The organism is Citrobacter amalonaticus Y19, from assembly GCF_000981805.1.
GTDB lineage: Bacteria > Pseudomonadota > Gammaproteobacteria > Enterobacterales > Enterobacteriaceae > Citrobacter_A > Citrobacter_A amalonaticus_C.
Genome location: NZ_CP011132.1, coordinates 3,876,615 through 3,893,489, shown reverse-complemented (window position 1 = coordinate 3,893,489; position 16,875 = coordinate 3,876,615). Strand labels below are relative to the sequence as shown.

Genomic DNA, 16,875 nt, shown 5'->3' with positions numbered 1-16,875 from the left:
GTTAACTCAAGGATGCGATTAACGACGAAATTCTCAGCTTTTGTCACGCTACTCACCGGGTTAACAATCTTTGTAACCCTGATTGGCTGCTCGCTGAGCTTTTACAACGCCGTCCAGTACAAGATGACCCATCGTGTTCAGACGGTGGCGACTGCGATTGATACGCATCTTGTTTCGCGCGATTTCAAGCAGTTAAGGCCACAGATCGACGAACTGATGGTGTCAGCGGACGTTGTGCGCCTCGATCTGTTGCAGGGCAATAAAGTCATTTATAGCCAAACCCGCACCGGCAGCTATCGCCCGGTTGGCACCAGTAATGCCTTTCGCGAGCTCTCGGTTCCGCTGGTAAAGCACCCGGGAATGACGATGGATCTGGTTTACCAGGATCCGATGGGCAACTATTTTCATTCGCTGCTGACCACTGCGCCGCTTACGCTGGCCATTGGTTTTATTGTGCTGATGTTGTTTCTGTCGGTACGTTGGCTTCAGCGTCAACTTTCCGGTCAGGAGCTGTTGGAGATACGTTCGACGCGAATTTTGAACGGAGAACGCGGAGCCAGCGTGCGTGGTACGGTCTATGAATGGCCTGCGCGCACCAGCAGCGCGCTGGATATGCTGCTGGCCGAAATCCAGAGCGCTCAGGAACAGCGGAGCCGACTCGATACGCTGATTCGCTCTTACGCCGCGCAGGACACCAAAACCGGCCTCAGCAATCGACTCTTTTTTGACAGCCAACTGGCGACGCTGCTGGACGATCAGGAAAAAGTCGGCGCGCACGGTGTGGTGATGATGATCCGCCTGCCGGACTTTAACCTGTTGCGCGACAGTTGGGGGCGTAACCTGGCTGAAGAAGAACTGTTCAGCCTGATCAATTTATTGTCCACCTTTATGATGCGGTATCCGGGGTCACTGCTGGCGCGCTACCATCGCAGCGACTTTGCCGTTCTCCTGCCACACCGTACGCTGAAAGAGGCGGAAAGCGTGGCCGGACAACTATTAAAAGCAGTTGATGCACTTCCGACTAATAAAATGCTCGATCGTGACGATATGGTACATATCGGCATTTGCGCCTGGCGTAGCGGACAGTCGACCGAACAGGTGATGGAACATGCGGAAGCGGCGACCCGCAACGCCGTGTTGCAGGGCGGGAATAGCTGGGCGGTGTATGACGATTCGTTGCCGGAAAAAGGGCGTGGCAACGTGCGCTGGCGGACGCTGATTGAGCAGATGCTCAGCCGCGGCGGCCCGCGAATCTATCAGAAACCGGCCGTCACCCGGGACGGGCACGTGCATCATCGGGAACTGATGTGTCGCATCTTTGATGGTAATGAAGAGGTCAGTTCGGCGGAATACATGCCGATGGTTTTACAGTTCGGTTTATCAGAAGAGTATGACCGCTTACAAATAAGTCGTGTCATCCCGCTGCTGAACTACTGGCCAGAAGAGAATCTGGCGATGCAGGTGACGGTAGAGTCGCTGATTCGTCCGCGTTTTCAGCGTTGGTTACGCGATACCTTGATGCAGTGTGAAAAATCGCAACGAAGACGCATAATTATTGAACTTGCAGAGGCGGATGTAGGTCAACACATCAGCCGGTTACAACCCGTGATCCGTTTAGTCAATGCATTGGGTGTTCGGGTTGTTGTCACGCAGGCAGGTTTAACGCTGGTGAGTACCAGTTGGATTAAAGAACTCAATGTGGAATTGATCAAGCTCCATCCGAGTCTGGTCAGGAACATTGAGAAGCGAACGGAAAACCAGTTGCTGGTTCAAAGTCTGGTGGAAGCGTGCTCGGGCACCAGCACCCAGGTTTATGCAACGGGCGTACGTTCGCGTGGTGAGTGGCAGACGCTGACAGCGCGTGGTGTTTCCGGTGGACAGGGGGATTTTTTTGCTGCCTCCCAGCCGTTGGATACCAATGTGAAAAAATATTCTCAAAGATACTCGGTTTAACCTGCCGTTTGTTCAGTTTTCACGTAGAATAACGCGCGCTGTGCCTTCATGGGGGTGTGCTTGTCTGCTCGCCATTTTGTAACAGCACACATGCAGGTGAATGACCTTAAACCGGTTGCAAATGAGGGCGAGGATTGCTGCTGAAGTGCTCAGCCCTGAGGGACTCAGGTAGAGATTTGTAACAAAGGAAACGAACTGCACTAATTTTCACCGTAGCAGATGATTTTTGCGCCTTGTCGCTGCTGCGTGTGGTTGGTAAAGTAAGCGGATTTTGTGTTCCGCCCCAGCTTTCAGGATTATCCCTTAGTATGTTGAAAAAATTTCGTGGCATGTTTTCCAATGACTTGTCCATTGACCTGGGTACCGCGAATACCCTCATTTATGTAAAAGGACAAGGCATCGTATTGAATGAGCCTTCCGTTGTGGCCATTCGTCAGGATCGTGCCGGTTCACCGAAAAGCGTGGCTGCAGTAGGTCATGATGCGAAGCAGATGCTGGGTCGTACACCGGGCAATATTGCTGCTATTCGCCCAATGAAAGACGGCGTTATCGCCGACTTTTTCGTGACTGAAAAAATGCTCCAGCACTTCATCAAACAAGTGCACAGCAACAGCTTTATGCGTCCAAGCCCGCGTGTGCTGGTGTGTGTACCGGTTGGTGCCACTCAGGTTGAGCGTCGTGCTATTCGTGAATCCGCACAGGGCGCTGGCGCCCGCGAAGTCTTCCTGATCGAAGAGCCGATGGCTGCGGCAATTGGTGCTGGCCTGCCGGTTTCTGAGGCAACCGGTTCAATGGTTGTGGACATCGGTGGCGGTACGACGGAAGTCGCCGTTATCTCCCTGAACGGCGTGGTCTATTCTTCTTCCGTTCGTATCGGCGGCGATCGCTTCGATGAAGCCATCATTAATTATGTGCGCCGTAACTACGGATCTCTGATCGGTGAAGCCACCGCAGAACGTATCAAACATGAAATCGGTTCTGCCTATCCGGGCGACGAAGTGCGTGAAATTGAAGTGCGCGGTCGTAACCTGGCAGAAGGTGTTCCTCGCGGCTTTACCCTGAACTCTAACGAGATTCTGGAAGCCCTGCAGGAGCCGCTGACCGGTATCGTTAGCGCGGTGATGGTCGCACTGGAGCAGTGCCCGCCGGAACTGGCGTCTGATATCTCCGAGCGCGGTATGGTGCTCACTGGCGGTGGCGCGCTGTTGCGTAACCTTGATCGTCTGTTAATGGAAGAAACCGGTATTCCAGTTGTTGTAGCTGAAGACCCGCTGACCTGTGTGGCGCGTGGCGGCGGCAAAGCGCTGGAAATGATCGATATGCACGGCGGCGACCTGTTCAGCGAAGAGTAATCGGGTGCCGGCAGGAGAGCGTCATGCTGTCCTGCCGACTCTGATACGAGAATACGCAAACTTATGAAGCCAATTTTTAGCCGTGGCCCGTCGCTACAGATTCGCCTTATTCTGGCGGTGTTGGTGGCGCTCGGCGTTATTATTGCCGACAGCCGCCTGGGTACGTTCAGTCAGATCCGTACGTACATGGATACCGCCGTCAGTCCTTTCTACTTTATTTCCAATGGTCCCCGTGAATTGCTTGATGGCGTCTCGCAAACGCTCGCGTCGCGCGACCAGCTTGAACTTGAAAACCGGGCGCTGCGCCAGGAACTGCTGCTGAAAAACAGTGAACTGTTGATGCTGGGGCAGTACAAACAGGAGAACGCGCGCCTGCGCGAACTGCTGGGCTCGCCGCTGCGTCAGGATGAACAAAAGATGGTGACGCAGGTCATCTCCACGGTTAACGATCCCTACAGCGACCAGGTGGTTATCGACAAAGGCAGCGTGAACGGCGTTTACGAAGGCCAGCCGGTCATCAGCGATAAAGGCGTGGTCGGCCAGGTTGTCGCGGTGGCGAAACTGACCAGCCGTGTTCTGTTGATTTGTGATGCCACTCATGCATTACCCATTCAGGTGTTGCGCAACGACATACGGGTGATCGCGGCCGGTAACGGCTGCACCGATGATCTGCAACTCGAACACCTGCCGGCCAATACTGATATTCGCGTTGGTGACGTGCTGGTCACGTCGGGTCTCGGCGGTCGTTTCCCGGAAGGCTACCCGGTTGCGGTCGTCTCTTCCGTTAAGCTCGATACCCAACGTGCTTACACGGTGATTCAGGCGCGTCCTACCGCAGGCTTGCAGCGTCTGCGTTATCTGCTGCTGTTGTGGGGTGCCGACCGTAACGGTGCCAACCCGATGACGCCGGAAGATGTGCATCGTGTGGCGAATGAACGTCTGATGCAGATGATGCCGCAAGTGCTGCCGTCTCCGGATGTGATGGGGCCGCCGCCGCCCGTGCCTGCTCCGGCGACCGGTATCACTTCGTCACCTGCCGCTCCGCCCGCTGGTACGACGCCGCCTCCACCGCGCGCGCCGGGAGGCCAGTAGTGGCAAGCTATCGTAGCCAGGGACGCTGGGTTATCTGGCTCTCATTCTTTATCGCACTGTTGCTGCAAGTGATGCCCTGGCCGGATGAGATCATTGTCTTTCGGCCAAACTGGGTGCTGCTCATCTTACTCTACTGGATCCTCGCCCTGCCGCACCGCGTCAATGTAGGCACAGGTTTCGTGATGGGTGCCATACTGGATCTCATTAGCGGCTCCACGCTTGGCGTGAGAGCGTTGTCGATGAGTATCATCGCCTACCTGGTTGCGCTGAAATTTCAGCTCTTTCGCAATCTGGCGCTCTGGCAACAGGCGCTGGTGGTGATGTTGCTTTCGCTGGTGGTGGATATTATTGTTTTCTGGTCAGAGTTTTTAGTGATCAACGTCTCTTTCAGGCCTGAAGTATTCTGGAGTAGTGTAGTCAACGGAGTGCTCTGGCCGTGGCTTTTCTTGCTGATGCGTAAAGTCCGCCAGCAATTTGCAGTGCAATAAAGGTTTCTATGACGTCTCTATACTTAGCTTCCGGTTCGCCGCGCCGCCAGGAACTGCTCACGCAGTTAGGCGTTTCTTTCGAACGTATTGTCACGGGAATAGAAGAAACGCGTGGCGAGGGAGAAAGCGCGCCGCAATATGTGTCACGTCTGGCGCGGGAAAAAGCCCAGGCCGGTGTGGCGCTGACGCCGCGCGATCTCCCCGTGCTGGGAGCGGATACCATCGTTATCCTCAACGGTGAAGTGTTAGAGAAGCCGCGCGACGCACACCATGCGGCGCTGATGTTGCGCAAATTGTCCGGGCAAACGCATCAGGTGATGACGGCCGTTGCGTTGGCGGATAGCCAGTATGTGCTCGACTGCCTGGTGATGACCGAGGTGACGTTCAGAGCGCTGACGGATGCGGATATCGCTGACTATATCGCCAGCGGTGAACCGATGGATAAAGCAGGTGCATACGGTATTCAGGGGCAGGGTGGCTGTTTTGTCAGGAAGATAAATGGCAGCTATCACGCCGTGGTCGGCTTACCGCTGGTTGAAACGTATGAGTTGCTGAGTAATTTTAACTCACTGCGTGAGAAAAGGGATAAACATGACGGCTGAATTGTTGGTAAACGTAACGCCATCGGAAACACGCGTGGCGTACATTGATGGCGGTATTCTTCAGGAAATTCATATCGAGCGCGAAGCGCGACGCGGGATCGTAGGCAATATCTACAAAGGTCGGGTCAGTCGCGTACTTCCGGGTATGCAGGCGGCTTTTGTAGATATTGGCCTGGATAAAGCCGCGTTTCTTCACGCCTCTGACATTATGCCGCACACAGAATGCGTGGCGGGTGAAGAGCAGAAGCAGTTCACCGTTCGCGATATTTCGGAGCTGGTGCGTCAGGGGCAAGATCTGATGGTGCAGGTGGTAAAAGATCCGCTGGGCACCAAAGGCGCGCGTCTGACAACCGACATTACCTTACCGTCTCGCTATCTGGTCTTTATGCCTGGCGCCTCGCACGTTGGCGTTTCTCAGCGTATCGAAAGCGAAGCCGAGCGTGAGCGCCTGAAAAAAGTGGTCGCTGAGTACTGCGACGAACAGGGCGGATTTATCATCCGCACCGCGGCGGAAGGGGTCTGCGAAGAGGATCTGGCGTCAGATGCCGCATACCTTAAGCGCGTCTGGACCAAAGTGATGGAACGCAAAAAGCGTCCGCAGACGCGTTACCAGATGTATGGCGAACTGGCGCTGGCGCAGCGTGTGCTGCGTGATTTTGCCGACGCGCAGTTAGACCGCATTCGCGTGGATTCCCGTCTGACCTATGAAGCCCTGCTGGAATTTACGGCGGAGTACATTCCGGAAATGACCAGCAAGCTGGAGCATTACAGCGGACGTCAGCCGATTTTCGATCTCTTTGACGTTGAGAATGAGATCCAACGTGCGCTGGAGCGCAAAGTTGAACTGAAATCCGGCGGCTACCTGATTATCGATCAGACTGAAGCGATGACCACCGTCGATATCAACACTGGCGCGTTTGTCGGCCATCGCAATCTCGATGACACCATTTTCAACACCAATATTGAAGCGACCCAGGCGATTGCCCGCCAACTGCGACTGCGTAATCTCGGCGGCATCATTATTATCGATTTTATTGACATGAATAATGAGGATCACCGTCGACGGGTGCTGCATTCGCTTGAGCAGGCGCTGAGTAAAGATCGGGTGAAAACCAGCATTAACGGTTTTTCCCAGTTGGGCCTGGTGGAGATGACGCGCAAGCGCACGCGTGAGAGCGTGGAGCATGTGCTGTGCAACGAGTGTCCGACCTGTCATGGACGCGGCACGGTGAAGACAGTGGAAACCGTCTGCTATGAGATCATGCGTGAAATCGTTCGCGTGCACCATGCTTACGACTCTGACCGCTTCCTGGTCTATGCTTCTCCTTCCGTTGCGGAAACCCTGAAAGGGGAAGAATCGCACGCGCTGGCGGAAGTGGAGATTTTTGTCGGCAAACAGGTCAAAGTACAAATTGAACCGCTCTATAACCAGGAGCAGTTTGACGTAGTCATGATGTAAACCGATGTGGTGCCGCATGACGGGCGGCACATTTTTAGGCAGACAAGGAGAGACGCGTGAGGCGATTGCCGGGGATATTATTGCTCACTGGAGCCGCGCTCGTTGTTGTCGTAGCGCTGCTGGTCAGTGGTTTGCGCCTGGCATTACCGCATCTCGACAGCTGGCGTCCGACGATCCTCAGCAAAATTGAGTCTGCGACGGGACTGCCGGTCAAAGCCAGCCAGATCTCTGCCACCTGGCAAAATTTCGGTCCCACCCTCGACGCACGTGATATCCGCGCGGAACTCAAAGACGGCGGTGAATTCTCGGTTAAACGCGTTACCCTGGCGTTGGATGTCTGGCAGAGTTTGCTGCACATGCGCTGGCAGTTTCGCGATCTCACTTTCTGGCAACTGAACTTCCGTACCAACACGCCGATTGATCGCAGCGAAAGCGGTGACGGACTGGAAGCCAGCCGAATCAACGATCTCTTCCTGCGCCAGTTCGATCACTTCGATCTCCGCGACAGCCAAATCAGCTTTCTGACGCTTTCCGGCCAGCGCGCCGAACTGGCGATCCCGCAACTCACCTGGGTGAACGGTAAAAACCGCCATCGCGCGGAGGGGGAGGTGAGCCTCTCGAGTCTGACCGGTCAACACGGCGTCATGCAGGTGCGCATGGATCTGCGTGATGATGAAGGTCTGCTGAATAATGGTCGGGTCTGGCTGCAGGCCGACGACATCGACGTGAAGCCGTGGCTGGGCAAGTGGATGCAGGATAACGTGGCGCTGGAGACTGCACGCTTCAGTCTTGAAGGCTGGATGACCATCAGCAAAGGTGAAATCACCGGTGGCGACGTCTGGCTGAAACAAGGTGGCGCGAGCTGGAAAGGCGACAATCACCCCCATACGCTCTCTGTCGATAATCTGACGGCGCATATCAGCCGTGAACAGCCCGGCTGGCAGTTTTCTATTCCTGATACCCGCATCACGATGGATGGCAAGGCCTGGCCGCGCGGCGCGCTACAGCTTGCCTGGATCCCTGAGCAGGAAGTCGGCGGCGTGGACAGCAAACGCAGTGACGAACTGCGCATCCGCGCCAGCCATCTGGAGTTGACCGGGCTTGAGGGGCTGCGCCCGATGGTGTCGAAGCTCTCTCCTGCGCTGGGCGATATCTGGCTTGCCACCCAGCCAAGCGGAAACATCGACACTCTGGCGCTGGATATCCCACTCCAGGCCACGGAAAAGACCCGTTTTCAGGCGTCATGGCGCGATCTGGCGTGGCAGCAGTGGAAGCTGTTGCCGGGGGCGGAGCATTTCTCCGGAACGCTCTCCGGGAGCGTGGAAAACGGCTCGCTGACCGCGTCGATGAAACAGGCAAAAATGCCCTACGAAACGGTCTTTCGTGCGCCATTAGAAATTGAAGACGGTGTCGCCACGCTGAACTGGCTGAAGAATGACAAAGGCTTTCAGCTGGACGGGCGCAACATCGACGTGAAAGCGAAAGCGGTCCATGCGCGCGGCGGTTTCCGTTATCTGCAACCGGAAGGCGATGACCCCTGGCTGGGGATCCTGGCGGGCATCAGCACCGACGATGGCTCTCAGGCCTGGCGTTACTTCCCGGAGAACCTGATGGGCAAGGCGCTGGTGGATTATCTCAGCGGCGCGATTCAGGGCGGAGAAGCGGATAATGCGACGCTGGTGTACGGTGGCAATCCGCATTTGTTCCCGTACAAGCACAACGAAGGTCAGTTTGAAGTGCTGGTTCCGCTGCGCAATGCGAAATTTGCTTTCCAGCCGGACTGGCCTGCGCTGACCGATCTGAATATCGAACTGGATTTCCTTAACGACGGCCTGTGGATGAAAACCGATGGCGTCAATTTAGGCGGCGTGAAGGCCACGAACCTGACGGCGATTATCCCGGACTACGCCAAAGAAAAGTTGCTGATTGACGCCGATATTCAGGGGCCGGGCAAGGCGGTGGGGCCGTATTTTGACGACACGCCGTTGAAGACGTCGCTGGGTGCCACGCTTGAACAGTTACAGATCGATGGTGATGTGAATGCTCGCTTACATCTGGATATCCCGCTGGACGGCGAACAGGTTACCGCAAAGGGCGATGTGTCGCTGCGCGATAACAGCCTGTTCATCAAACCGCTCGACAGCACCCTGAAAAACCTCAGCGGCAAATTCAGTTTTATCAATGGCAACCTGAAAAGCGAGCCGATGACGGCGAACTGGTTCAATCAACCGCTGAACGTTGATTTCACGACCACAGAGGGCGCGAAAGCCTATCAGGTCGCGGTGAATCTCGACGGCAACTGGCAGCCTGCTCGCACCGGCGTGTTGCCTTCGCAGGTCAATGAGGCGCTCGGCGGCAGCCTGGCGTGGAACGGTAAAGTGGGGATTGACCTGCCATATCATTCCGGCACGACGTATGACATTGAACTGAACGGCGACCTCAGGAATGTAAGCAGTCACTTACCTTCTCCGCTGGATAAAGAGGCTGGTGCGGCGTTACCCGTTAAAATCAAAGCAACCGGTGACCTGCGCAGCTTTACGCTGACCGGCAGCGCCGGACAGGAAAATCATTTTAACAGCCGCTGGTTGCTGAATCAGAAACTGACGCTGGATCGTGCAATCTGGACGGCAGAAAGCCAGACGGCGCCGCCTTTGCCCGAACGGGAAGGCATTGAGCTGAATCTGCCGGCGATGGATGGCGCGCAATGGCTGGCCCTGTTCCAGAAAGGCGCGGCGGACAACGTCGGGGCCAACGCGAATTTCCCGCAGCATGTCACGCTGCGTACGCCTGCGTTAACGCTGGGGGGGCAGCAGTGGAACAACCTGAGTATCGTTTCTGAACCGGCGTCGAATGGCACTAAAGTCGAGGCGCAGGGGCGTGAGATCAACGCGACGCTGGCAATGCGCAATAACGCGCCGTGGCAGGCATTTATTAAATACCTCTATTACAACCCCACCGTAGTCAAAACTGATAACAGCGACGCGCCGGCTTCGCCATTTGCATCCGTAGAACACGTGAGTTTCCGGGGCTGGCCTGACGTCCAGTTGCGCTGTGAAGAGTGCTGGATGTGGGGACAGAAATACGGACGTATCGATGCGGATGTGGCTATTCAGGGGGACACCCTTAACCTGAGTAACGGCCTGCTGGATACCGGTTTCACCCGACTGACGGCGGATGGACAGTGGGTAAACACTCCCGGTAGCGAGCGCACCTCTTTAAAAGGAAAACTGCGGGGGAGCAAAATTGACGCTGCGGCAGGGTTCTTTGGCGTTTCCACACCGATTCGCAACGCGTCGTTCAACGTGGATTACGATCTGCACTGGCGCAACCCGCCGTGGAAGCCGGAAGAAGCCTCGCTGAACGGCATTATTCGCACCCGCCTGGGCAAAGGGGATATCACCGAATTAAGCACCGGGCACGCGGGGCAGTTGCTGCGCCTGCTGAGCTTTGACGCACTGCTGCGCAAACTACGCTTCGATTTTAGCGATACCTTCAATGAAGGATTTTACTTCGACTCCATTCGCAGCACCGCCTGGATCAAAGACGGTATATTGCATACGGACGACACGCTGGTGGACGGACTGGAAGCGGATATCGCCATGAAAGGGTCGGTCAACCTGGTACGCCGCGAGCTGGATGTTGAAGCGGTGGTGGCTCCGGAAATCTCCGCCACGGTGGGGGTGGCAGCCGCGTTTGCGGTGAACCCGATCGTTGGTGCGGCGGTCTTTGCCGCCAGTAAAGTGCTTGGACCGTTGTGGAGTAAAGTCTCGATTCTGCGCTATCGGATCACCGGTCCGCTCGACAAACCACAGATCAACGAAGTCCTGCGCCAGCCGCGGAAAGAAAATTCGCAATGATTTGACGGGGGCAAGGAATTGCCCCACTCTCAGTACATAGATCTTCTATCGCAGTCATTAACGAGTAGCAATAACGATGAGTCTGAACCTGGTAAGTGAACAATTGCTAGCGGCGAACGGCCTGAAACATCAGGATCTGTTTGCCATTCTGGGCCAACTGGCCGAACGTCGTCTCGATTACGGCGATCTCTATTTTCAGTCGAGCTATCACGAATCCTGGGTTTTAGAAGACCGCATCATTAAAGATGGTTCTTACAATATCGATCAGGGCGTTGGCGTTCGCGCAGTGAGCGGTGAAAAAACCGGGTTTGCCTATGCTGACCAGATTAGCCTGCAGGCGCTGGAACAGAGCGCGCACGCTGCGCGTACCATCGTGCGTGACAATGGCGACGGGAAAGTGAAGACCCTCGGTGCTGTGGAGTATCCGGCGCTGTACACCTGTGTCGATCCGCTGCAAAGCATGAGCCGTGAAGAGAAACTCGATATTCTGCGCCGCGTTGATAAAGTCGCCCGCGAAGCGGACAAACGCGTGCAGGAAGTGTCGGCCAGCCTGACCGGCGTGTATGAATTGATCCTCGTTGCGGCCACTGACGGGACGCTGGCCGCCGATGTGCGTCCGTTGGTACGTCTGTCGGTCAGCGTGCAGGTGGAAGAAGACGGTAAACGTGAGCGCGGCGCCAGCGGTGGCGGCGGGCGTTTTGGCTACGATTATTTCCTCGCCGATTTGGACGGTGACGTCCGCGCCGACGCGTGGGCGAAAGAGGCCGTGCGCATGGCGCTGGTGAACCTGTCTGCGGTCGCGGCGCCAGCCGGGACGCTGCCTGTCGTATTGGGTGCGGGCTGGCCTGGCGTGCTGTTGCATGAAGCGGTGGGGCATGGTCTGGAAGGGGACTTTAACCGTCGCGGCACATCGGTATTCAGCGGTCATATGGGTGAACTGGTGGCTTCTGAGCTGTGCACCGTGGTGGACGATGGCACGATGGCGGATCGCCGGGGTTCCGTGGCCATTGACGACGAAGGGACGCCGGGTCAGTACAACGTGCTGATCGAAAACGGTATTCTGAAAGGTTACATGCAGGACAAACTGAATGCGCGCCTGATGGGAGTTGCGCCGACCGGAAACGGCCGCCGCGAGTCTTACGCGCATCTGCCGATGCCGCGCATGACCAACACCTATATGCTGCCGGGCAAATCCACGCCGCAGGAGATCATTGAGTCCGTAGAATACGGGATCTATGCGCCAAACTTTGGCGGCGGTCAGGTGGATATCACCTCCGGTAAGTTTGTCTTCTCGACCTCAGAGGCTTATCTGATTGAGAATGGCAAAGTAACGAAACCGGTGAAAGGAGCCACGCTGATTGGTTCGGGTATCGAAGCGATGCAGCAGATTTCGATGGTCGGGAACGACCTGAAGCTGGATAACGGTGTCGGCGTCTGTGGCAAAGAAGGCCAGAGCCTGCCTGTTGGTGTCGGTCAGCCGACGCTGAAGGTGGATAACCTGACGGTGGGTGGTACTGCGTAGTCCTATTTTCCGGATGGCGGCAAAACGCCCCATCCGGCCAGCGCTTATTTCAGTCTGAATTGATATGTTCCTTACAATATCGCCGTTTCCATGCGGCTGGCGTCAGCCCAGTATGCTTGCGAAAAATCTGCCGAAAATATCCAACGTCATTAAATCCACACTTTTCCGACACTTCGCTTAATGCCAGCGAATCGCTAATCAACAGTTTTTCTGCGGCACTGACGCGCTGGCGATGAATGGCTTCGGTCATCGTCATATGAAATATCCGCCGGTAAACCCGTCCCAGATAATCGGCGTTGCAATGCAACTCCCGGGCAAGCTGCGACGTGGAAAGTGGCAGGTGATACTGTGTGCGAATTTGCTTGCGCGCCTTATAGGCCAACGCCACGCCAGCGCTATCACCGCGGGTTTCGCTCCCCACCGCTGAGGCGATTTGCTGCAAAATCAGCAGCAAAATAAACTCCAGCGCCGGGCCGTGGCGCTTGTTTTCTTGTTCGCTTAAAAACTGCCGGAACAGCGACATGACATATTGTGGACTACTGACGCTGATATGCTGCGGTAGCGATAGTAACAGCGTCGGGTCTGTCGTCGCTGGCAGTACGTCAAAATGCACCCAGTAAAACGTGAGATCCGGCGGGAAATCCCCTACCCCGACGTGGCGGCGCTGAGGCCATAGCAACAAGCTTTCTCCGGCCTTAACCTCAAACAGGACGTCGTTCTCTCTGATCGTTAGCGTCCCCTGCTGTACAAATATCAACTCCCAGGATTCCAGCCTGCGCGCCGGATGGCTACCCACGCCGCGTGAGATAAACAACCCCCCGTTTTGTACTCTAATCGGAAGCGCTATGGATAAATCAAGCATGGATATGTAATTTCCCGCGATTTTTTAGACAAAAATAACCTTTCTATATGATTAATAAAAAGTTATTTGATATTCATCGATCGGCCTCACAGTTTTGTCAGCCGGTCGGAATCGTCATCTTTTTATACCTGTTTATCGCCTTGTTGGCACGGTAATTCCGGGCAAAATTACATCTGAATGTTCTTATTAAAACCGGAATCCTGCGAATTCATCGGGATAAATCTGCTTCAGACGAGGAACCTTTATATGACCTCTACATCACTGACGGAAACGGATATTGCCGGAAGTCACCCCGACGAAAAATTGTCGATACGCGAAAAGATCGGCTACGGGCTGGGCGATGCAGGTGGCACGGTGATCACCTGCCTTATCATGAACTTTTTGACCTTTTTCTACACCGATGTCTTCGGGCTGACGCCCGCACTGGTTGGCACCTTGTTTTTGGTGCTGCGTGTTTTCGACGCCATTTCCGATCCGATTATGGGCGTGGTCGCTGACCGTACGCGCAGCCGCTGGGGGCGTTTTCGCCCATGGCAACTGTGGATCGCCGTACCCATCGGCATTATCGGCGTGCTGACCTTTACCGTACCGGACGCGTCGATGGGCGTCAAAATCGCCTGGGCCTTCGGCACCTATTTGTTGCTTTCGGTGAGCTATACCGCGATTAACGTTCCTTATTGCGCGCTGATCAATACCATGACCACGCGTCACACCGAAGTGATTGCCTGCCAGTCCTGGCGCTTTGTGCTGTGCGGTGTGGCGGGCTTTTTGGTCTCTGTCGGGTTGCCGTGGCTGGTGGAGACGCTCGGCCATGGCAACACCGCGCAGGGTTACCAGCTTGGCGTTGGTGTACTGTGCGCCGTCGCCGTGGTGATGTTTCTGTGCTGCTTCTTCTGGGTGCGCGAGCGGGTATCGCTCAACATGATGGGCCACTTTTCCCTGCGCGAACACCTGGCTGGGCTGCGTAAAAACGACCAGTTGCTGCTGATGCTGTTGATGTCATTCCTGCTGATTAACGTATTCAATATCCGCGGCGGCGGTTACATGTACTTCATCACGTATGTGTTGCAGGGCAGTACTGCCTACACCTCGCTGTTTTTCACCATGGTGACATTTGCTTCCATCATCGGTTCGGTGATGGTTAACCTGCTGTCGCGCCGCATTGATACGGTCAAACTCTACTATCACACCAACCTGGTGTTAGCTCTGCTTGCGGTCATCATGTGGTTCCTGCCCGCCAGTCCTGATTGGCAGACGCTCTGGCTGGTCGTGATCCTCGGTAACGGCATTATCCTTGGCTTTACCCTGCCGCTGCACTTTTCGCTGATGGCCTTTGCCGACGACTACGGCGAGTGGAAAACGGGCATGCGTTCTTCCGGCATGAACTTTGCCTTCAACCTGTTCTTTATCAAGCTGGCGTGGGCCTCCAGCGCCGGGATTATCAGCCTGGTATTTATTGCCGTCGCTTACAAAGCCGGAGCGGAAAACCAGACGCCCGCCTCGTTGCAAGGGATTTTCTCGATGGAAAGCCTGCTGCCCGCACTTTTCCATCTGCTGCTGGCGTTGTCGATCCGCGCCTGTAAACTCAATAACCCGATGATGGCGCGTATTTCCGATGATTTACGCCAGCGTCACGCCCAGGCCCTGTAAGGAGCAAAAAAATGAAACCTGAAATGATGGAAGTGGATCTCCACCGGCTTAAGGTCAGCGATCCGTTTTTCGGCCAGTATCAGCAGCTGGTGCGTGATGTGGTCATCCCTTATCAGTGGGATGCGCTGAACGATCGTATTCCGGAAGCGGAACCCAGCCATGCGATTGAAAACTTCCGTATCGCCGCCGGGCGGCAGCAGGGCGAGTTTTACGGCATGGTATTCCAGGACAGCGACGTGGCGAAATGGCTGGAAGCAGTGGCATGGTCGCTGTGCCAGACGCCAGATGCGGAACTGGAAAAAACCGCCGACGAGGTGATTGAGCTGATTGCCGCCGCCCAGTGTGAAGACGGTTATCTGAATACGTATTTCACCGCCAAAGCGCCGGACAAGCGCTGGAGCAATCTGGCCGAATGCCACGAGCTTTACTGCGCCGGACACATGATTGAAGCGGGCGTCGCCTTCTTTCAGGCCACCGGTAAGCGTAGCCTGCTGAACGTGGTGTGCCGTTTTGCCGACCACATCGACAGCGTGTTCGGTAAGGAAGATCTCAAGCTGCATGGCTATCCCGGTCACCCGGAAGTAGAGCTGGCGCTTATGCGGCTGTACGAAGTGACGCAGGAGCCGCGCTATCTGAATCTGTCGCGCTATTTTGTCGAAGCGCGGGGCACGCAGCCGCACTATTACGATATTGAGTTTGAAAAACGTGGCGGCACTTCGCACTGGCTGATTTACGGCGCGGGCTGGATGACGCACGATAAAGACTACAGTCAGGCGCATTTACCGTTAGCGGAGCAACAGACGGCCATCGGTCACGCCGTGCGTTTTGTCTACCTGATGACCGGTGTGGCGCACCTGGCGCGCTTAAGCCAGGACGAAGAGAAGCGCCAGATCTGCCTGCGTCTGTGGAAAAACATGGCGCAGCGCCAGTTGTACATCACCGGTGGTATTGGTTCTCAGGGACGTGGAGAAGCGTTCAGTTGCGACTACGACCTCCCGAATGACACGGTATACGCTGAAAGTTGCGCCTCCATCGGCCTGATGATGTTCGCGCGCCGGATGCTGGAAATGGAGGCTGATAGTCAGTACGCCGATGTGATGGAACGCGCGCTCTACAACACCGTGCTGGGCGGCATGGCGCTGGATGGCAAGCACTTCTTTTACGTCAACCCACTGGAAGTGCAGCCAAAGGTGCTGAAGTTCAACCATATTTACGATCACATCAAGCCGGTACGCCAGCGCTGGTTCGGCTGCGCCTGCTGTCCGCCGAACATCGCGCGTACGCTGACGTCTATTGGTCACTATATTTATACGCCGCGTCCGGAAGCGCTTTATATCAATTTGTATATCGGCAACAGCGTGACTGTTCCGACGAACGGCGGCGAACTGCGATTGCGCATCAGCGGCAATTATCCGTGGCAGGAACAGGTGGAGATTAAAATCGACTCGCCGCGTCCGGTGGAACACACACTGGCACTACGCCTGCCTGACTGGTGTGACAAGCCACAGGTGTTGCTCAACGGTGCCCGGGTTGAAGGCGACGTGCGCAAGGGCTATTTGCATATCCGACGCGGCTGGCAGGAGGGCGATACGCTGTCGCTCACGCTGCCGATGCCGGTGCGCCGCGTTTACGGCAACACACAGGTGCGTCACGTGGCGGGTAAAGTCGCGCTACAGCGCGGGCCGCTGGTGTACTGTCTGGAAGAGGCTGACAACGGCGCGCTACTGCATAACCTGAGCTTGCCGAAAGAGAGTGTATTTACCACCCTCGAAGGGAAAGGTATTTTCGCTCATCACGTTCTGATTCAGGCGCAGGGATATCGGCAAAACCCAAAACAGCAGGGCGAGCAACCGCTGTGGCACTACGATGTCGCGCCCGGCGCGCGTCAGGATCAGACGCTGACATTCATTCCGTGGTTTAGCTGGGCCAACCGCGGCGAAGGGGAGATGCGGATTTGGGTGGATGAGGCGTAGTCAGACTTATCGGATGACGGCAGTTTTGCGCCGTCATCCAACGCTGTCGGCCAAGGACAAGGCTT

11 protein-coding genes are annotated in these 16,875 nt (G+C 55.8%); 10 read left to right on the top strand and 1 reads right to left on the bottom strand.

Annotation, left to right across the window (positions count from 1 at the left end; all coding sequences use genetic code 11):
• Nucleotides 1-12 precede the first annotated feature (12 nt).
• The 8 genes from csrD (at nucleotide 13) to tldD (ending at nucleotide 12,325) form a co-directional block, all read left to right on the top strand.
• Entirely contained in the window at nucleotides 13-1,953 is a 1,941-nt protein-coding gene (csrD, locus tag F384_RS17865) for an RNase E specificity factor CsrD (protein WP_046489330.1), read from the top strand.
• A 308-nt stretch (nucleotides 1,954-2,261) separates the two neighbouring features.
• Nucleotides 2,262-3,305, top strand: a complete 1,044-nt coding sequence (gene mreB, locus F384_RS17860) for a rod shape-determining protein MreB (RefSeq protein ID WP_000913396.1) — start codon at nucleotides 2,262-2,264, stop codon at nucleotides 3,303-3,305.
• Between the two features lie 63 nt (nucleotides 3,306-3,368).
• Nucleotides 3,369-4,397: a rod shape-determining protein MreC gene (gene mreC, locus F384_RS17855; RefSeq protein WP_046488480.1), complete on the top strand. Its 1,029-nt coding sequence runs from the start codon at nucleotides 3,369-3,371 to the stop codon at nucleotides 4,395-4,397.
• Nucleotides 4,397-4,885: a rod shape-determining protein MreD gene (mreD, locus tag F384_RS17850; protein WP_042998336.1), complete on the top strand. Its 489-nt coding sequence runs from the start codon at nucleotides 4,397-4,399 to the stop codon at nucleotides 4,883-4,885. Before mreC ends, mreD begins: the two co-directional genes overlap by 1 nt.
• A gap of 8 nt (nucleotides 4,886-4,893) precedes the next feature.
• Complete coding sequence (locus tag F384_RS17845; RefSeq protein ID WP_046488477.1) at nucleotides 4,894-5,487, top strand: Maf family protein; 594 nt, start codon at nucleotides 4,894-4,896, stop codon at nucleotides 5,485-5,487.
• Nucleotides 5,477-6,946, top strand: coding sequence for a ribonuclease G (gene rng / locus F384_RS17840; RefSeq protein ID WP_046488475.1), 1,470 nt, complete (start codon nucleotides 5,477-5,479; stop codon nucleotides 6,944-6,946). The genes F384_RS17845 and rng overlap by 11 nt, the downstream gene beginning before the upstream one ends.
• Before the next feature lie 56 nt (nucleotides 6,947-7,002).
• On the top strand, nucleotides 7,003-10,803 hold the full coding sequence (gene yhdP / locus F384_RS17835) for an AsmA2 domain-containing protein YhdP (protein WP_046488472.1): 3,801 nt from the start codon (nucleotides 7,003-7,005) through the stop codon (nucleotides 10,801-10,803).
• Nucleotides 10,804-10,879: 76 nt separating this feature from the next.
• The gene (gene tldD / locus F384_RS17830) at nucleotides 10,880-12,325 is read left to right on the top strand and encodes a metalloprotease TldD (RefSeq protein ID WP_046488469.1); all 1,446 of its coding nucleotides are present in this window, start codon (nucleotides 10,880-10,882) and stop codon (nucleotides 12,323-12,325) included.
• A 49-nt stretch (nucleotides 12,326-12,374) separates the two neighbouring features.
• On the opposite strand, the gene F384_RS17825 is transcribed toward tldD, so the two are convergent.
• Nucleotides 12,375-13,187, bottom strand: a complete 813-nt coding sequence (locus F384_RS17825) for a helix-turn-helix domain-containing protein (protein WP_046488466.1) — start codon at nucleotides 13,185-13,187, stop codon at nucleotides 12,375-12,377.
• A gap of 246 nt (nucleotides 13,188-13,433) precedes the next feature.
• Between F384_RS17825 and F384_RS17820 the strand changes: the two genes are divergently transcribed.
• Nucleotides 13,434-14,837 carry an MFS transporter gene (locus tag F384_RS17820; RefSeq protein WP_046488463.1) on the top strand — a complete coding sequence of 468 codons (1,404 nt, stop codon included), beginning with the start codon at nucleotides 13,434-13,436 and terminating at the stop codon, nucleotides 14,835-14,837.
• A gap of 23 nt (nucleotides 14,838-14,860) precedes the next feature.
• Nucleotides 14,861-16,810 carry a glycoside hydrolase family 127 protein gene (locus tag F384_RS17815; RefSeq protein ID WP_046498362.1) on the top strand — a complete coding sequence of 650 codons (1,950 nt, stop codon included), beginning with the start codon at nucleotides 14,861-14,863 and terminating at the stop codon, nucleotides 16,808-16,810.
• The last annotated feature ends 65 nt before the right edge of the window (nucleotides 16,811-16,875 follow it).

Excerpts from the sequence above, each read along its gene's own strand:
- csrD (WP_046489330.1), top strand. The coding sequence starts at position 13 with ATGCGATTAACGACGAAATTCTCAGCTTTTGTCACGCTACTCACCGGG.
- mreB (WP_000913396.1), top strand. The coding sequence starts at position 2,262 with ATGTTGAAAAAATTTCGTGGCATGTTTTCCAATGACTTGTCCATTGAC.
- mreC (WP_046488480.1), top strand. The coding sequence starts at position 3,369 with ATGAAGCCAATTTTTAGCCGTGGCCCGTCGCTACAGATTCGCCTTATT.
- F384_RS17845 (WP_046488477.1), top strand. The coding sequence starts at position 4,894 with ATGACGTCTCTATACTTAGCTTCCGGTTCGCCGCGCCGCCAGGAACTG.
- rng (WP_046488475.1), top strand. The coding sequence starts at position 5,477 with ATGACGGCTGAATTGTTGGTAAACGTAACGCCATCGGAAACACGCGTG.
- tldD (WP_046488469.1), top strand. The coding sequence starts at position 10,880 with ATGAGTCTGAACCTGGTAAGTGAACAATTGCTAGCGGCGAACGGCCTG.
- F384_RS17825 (WP_046488466.1), bottom strand. The coding sequence starts at position 13,187 with ATGCTTGATTTATCCATAGCGCTTCCGATTAGAGTACAAAACGGGGGG.
- F384_RS17820 (WP_046488463.1), top strand. The coding sequence starts at position 13,434 with ATGACCTCTACATCACTGACGGAAACGGATATTGCCGGAAGTCACCCC.
- F384_RS17815 (WP_046498362.1), top strand. The coding sequence starts at position 14,861 with ATGATGGAAGTGGATCTCCACCGGCTTAAGGTCAGCGATCCGTTTTTC.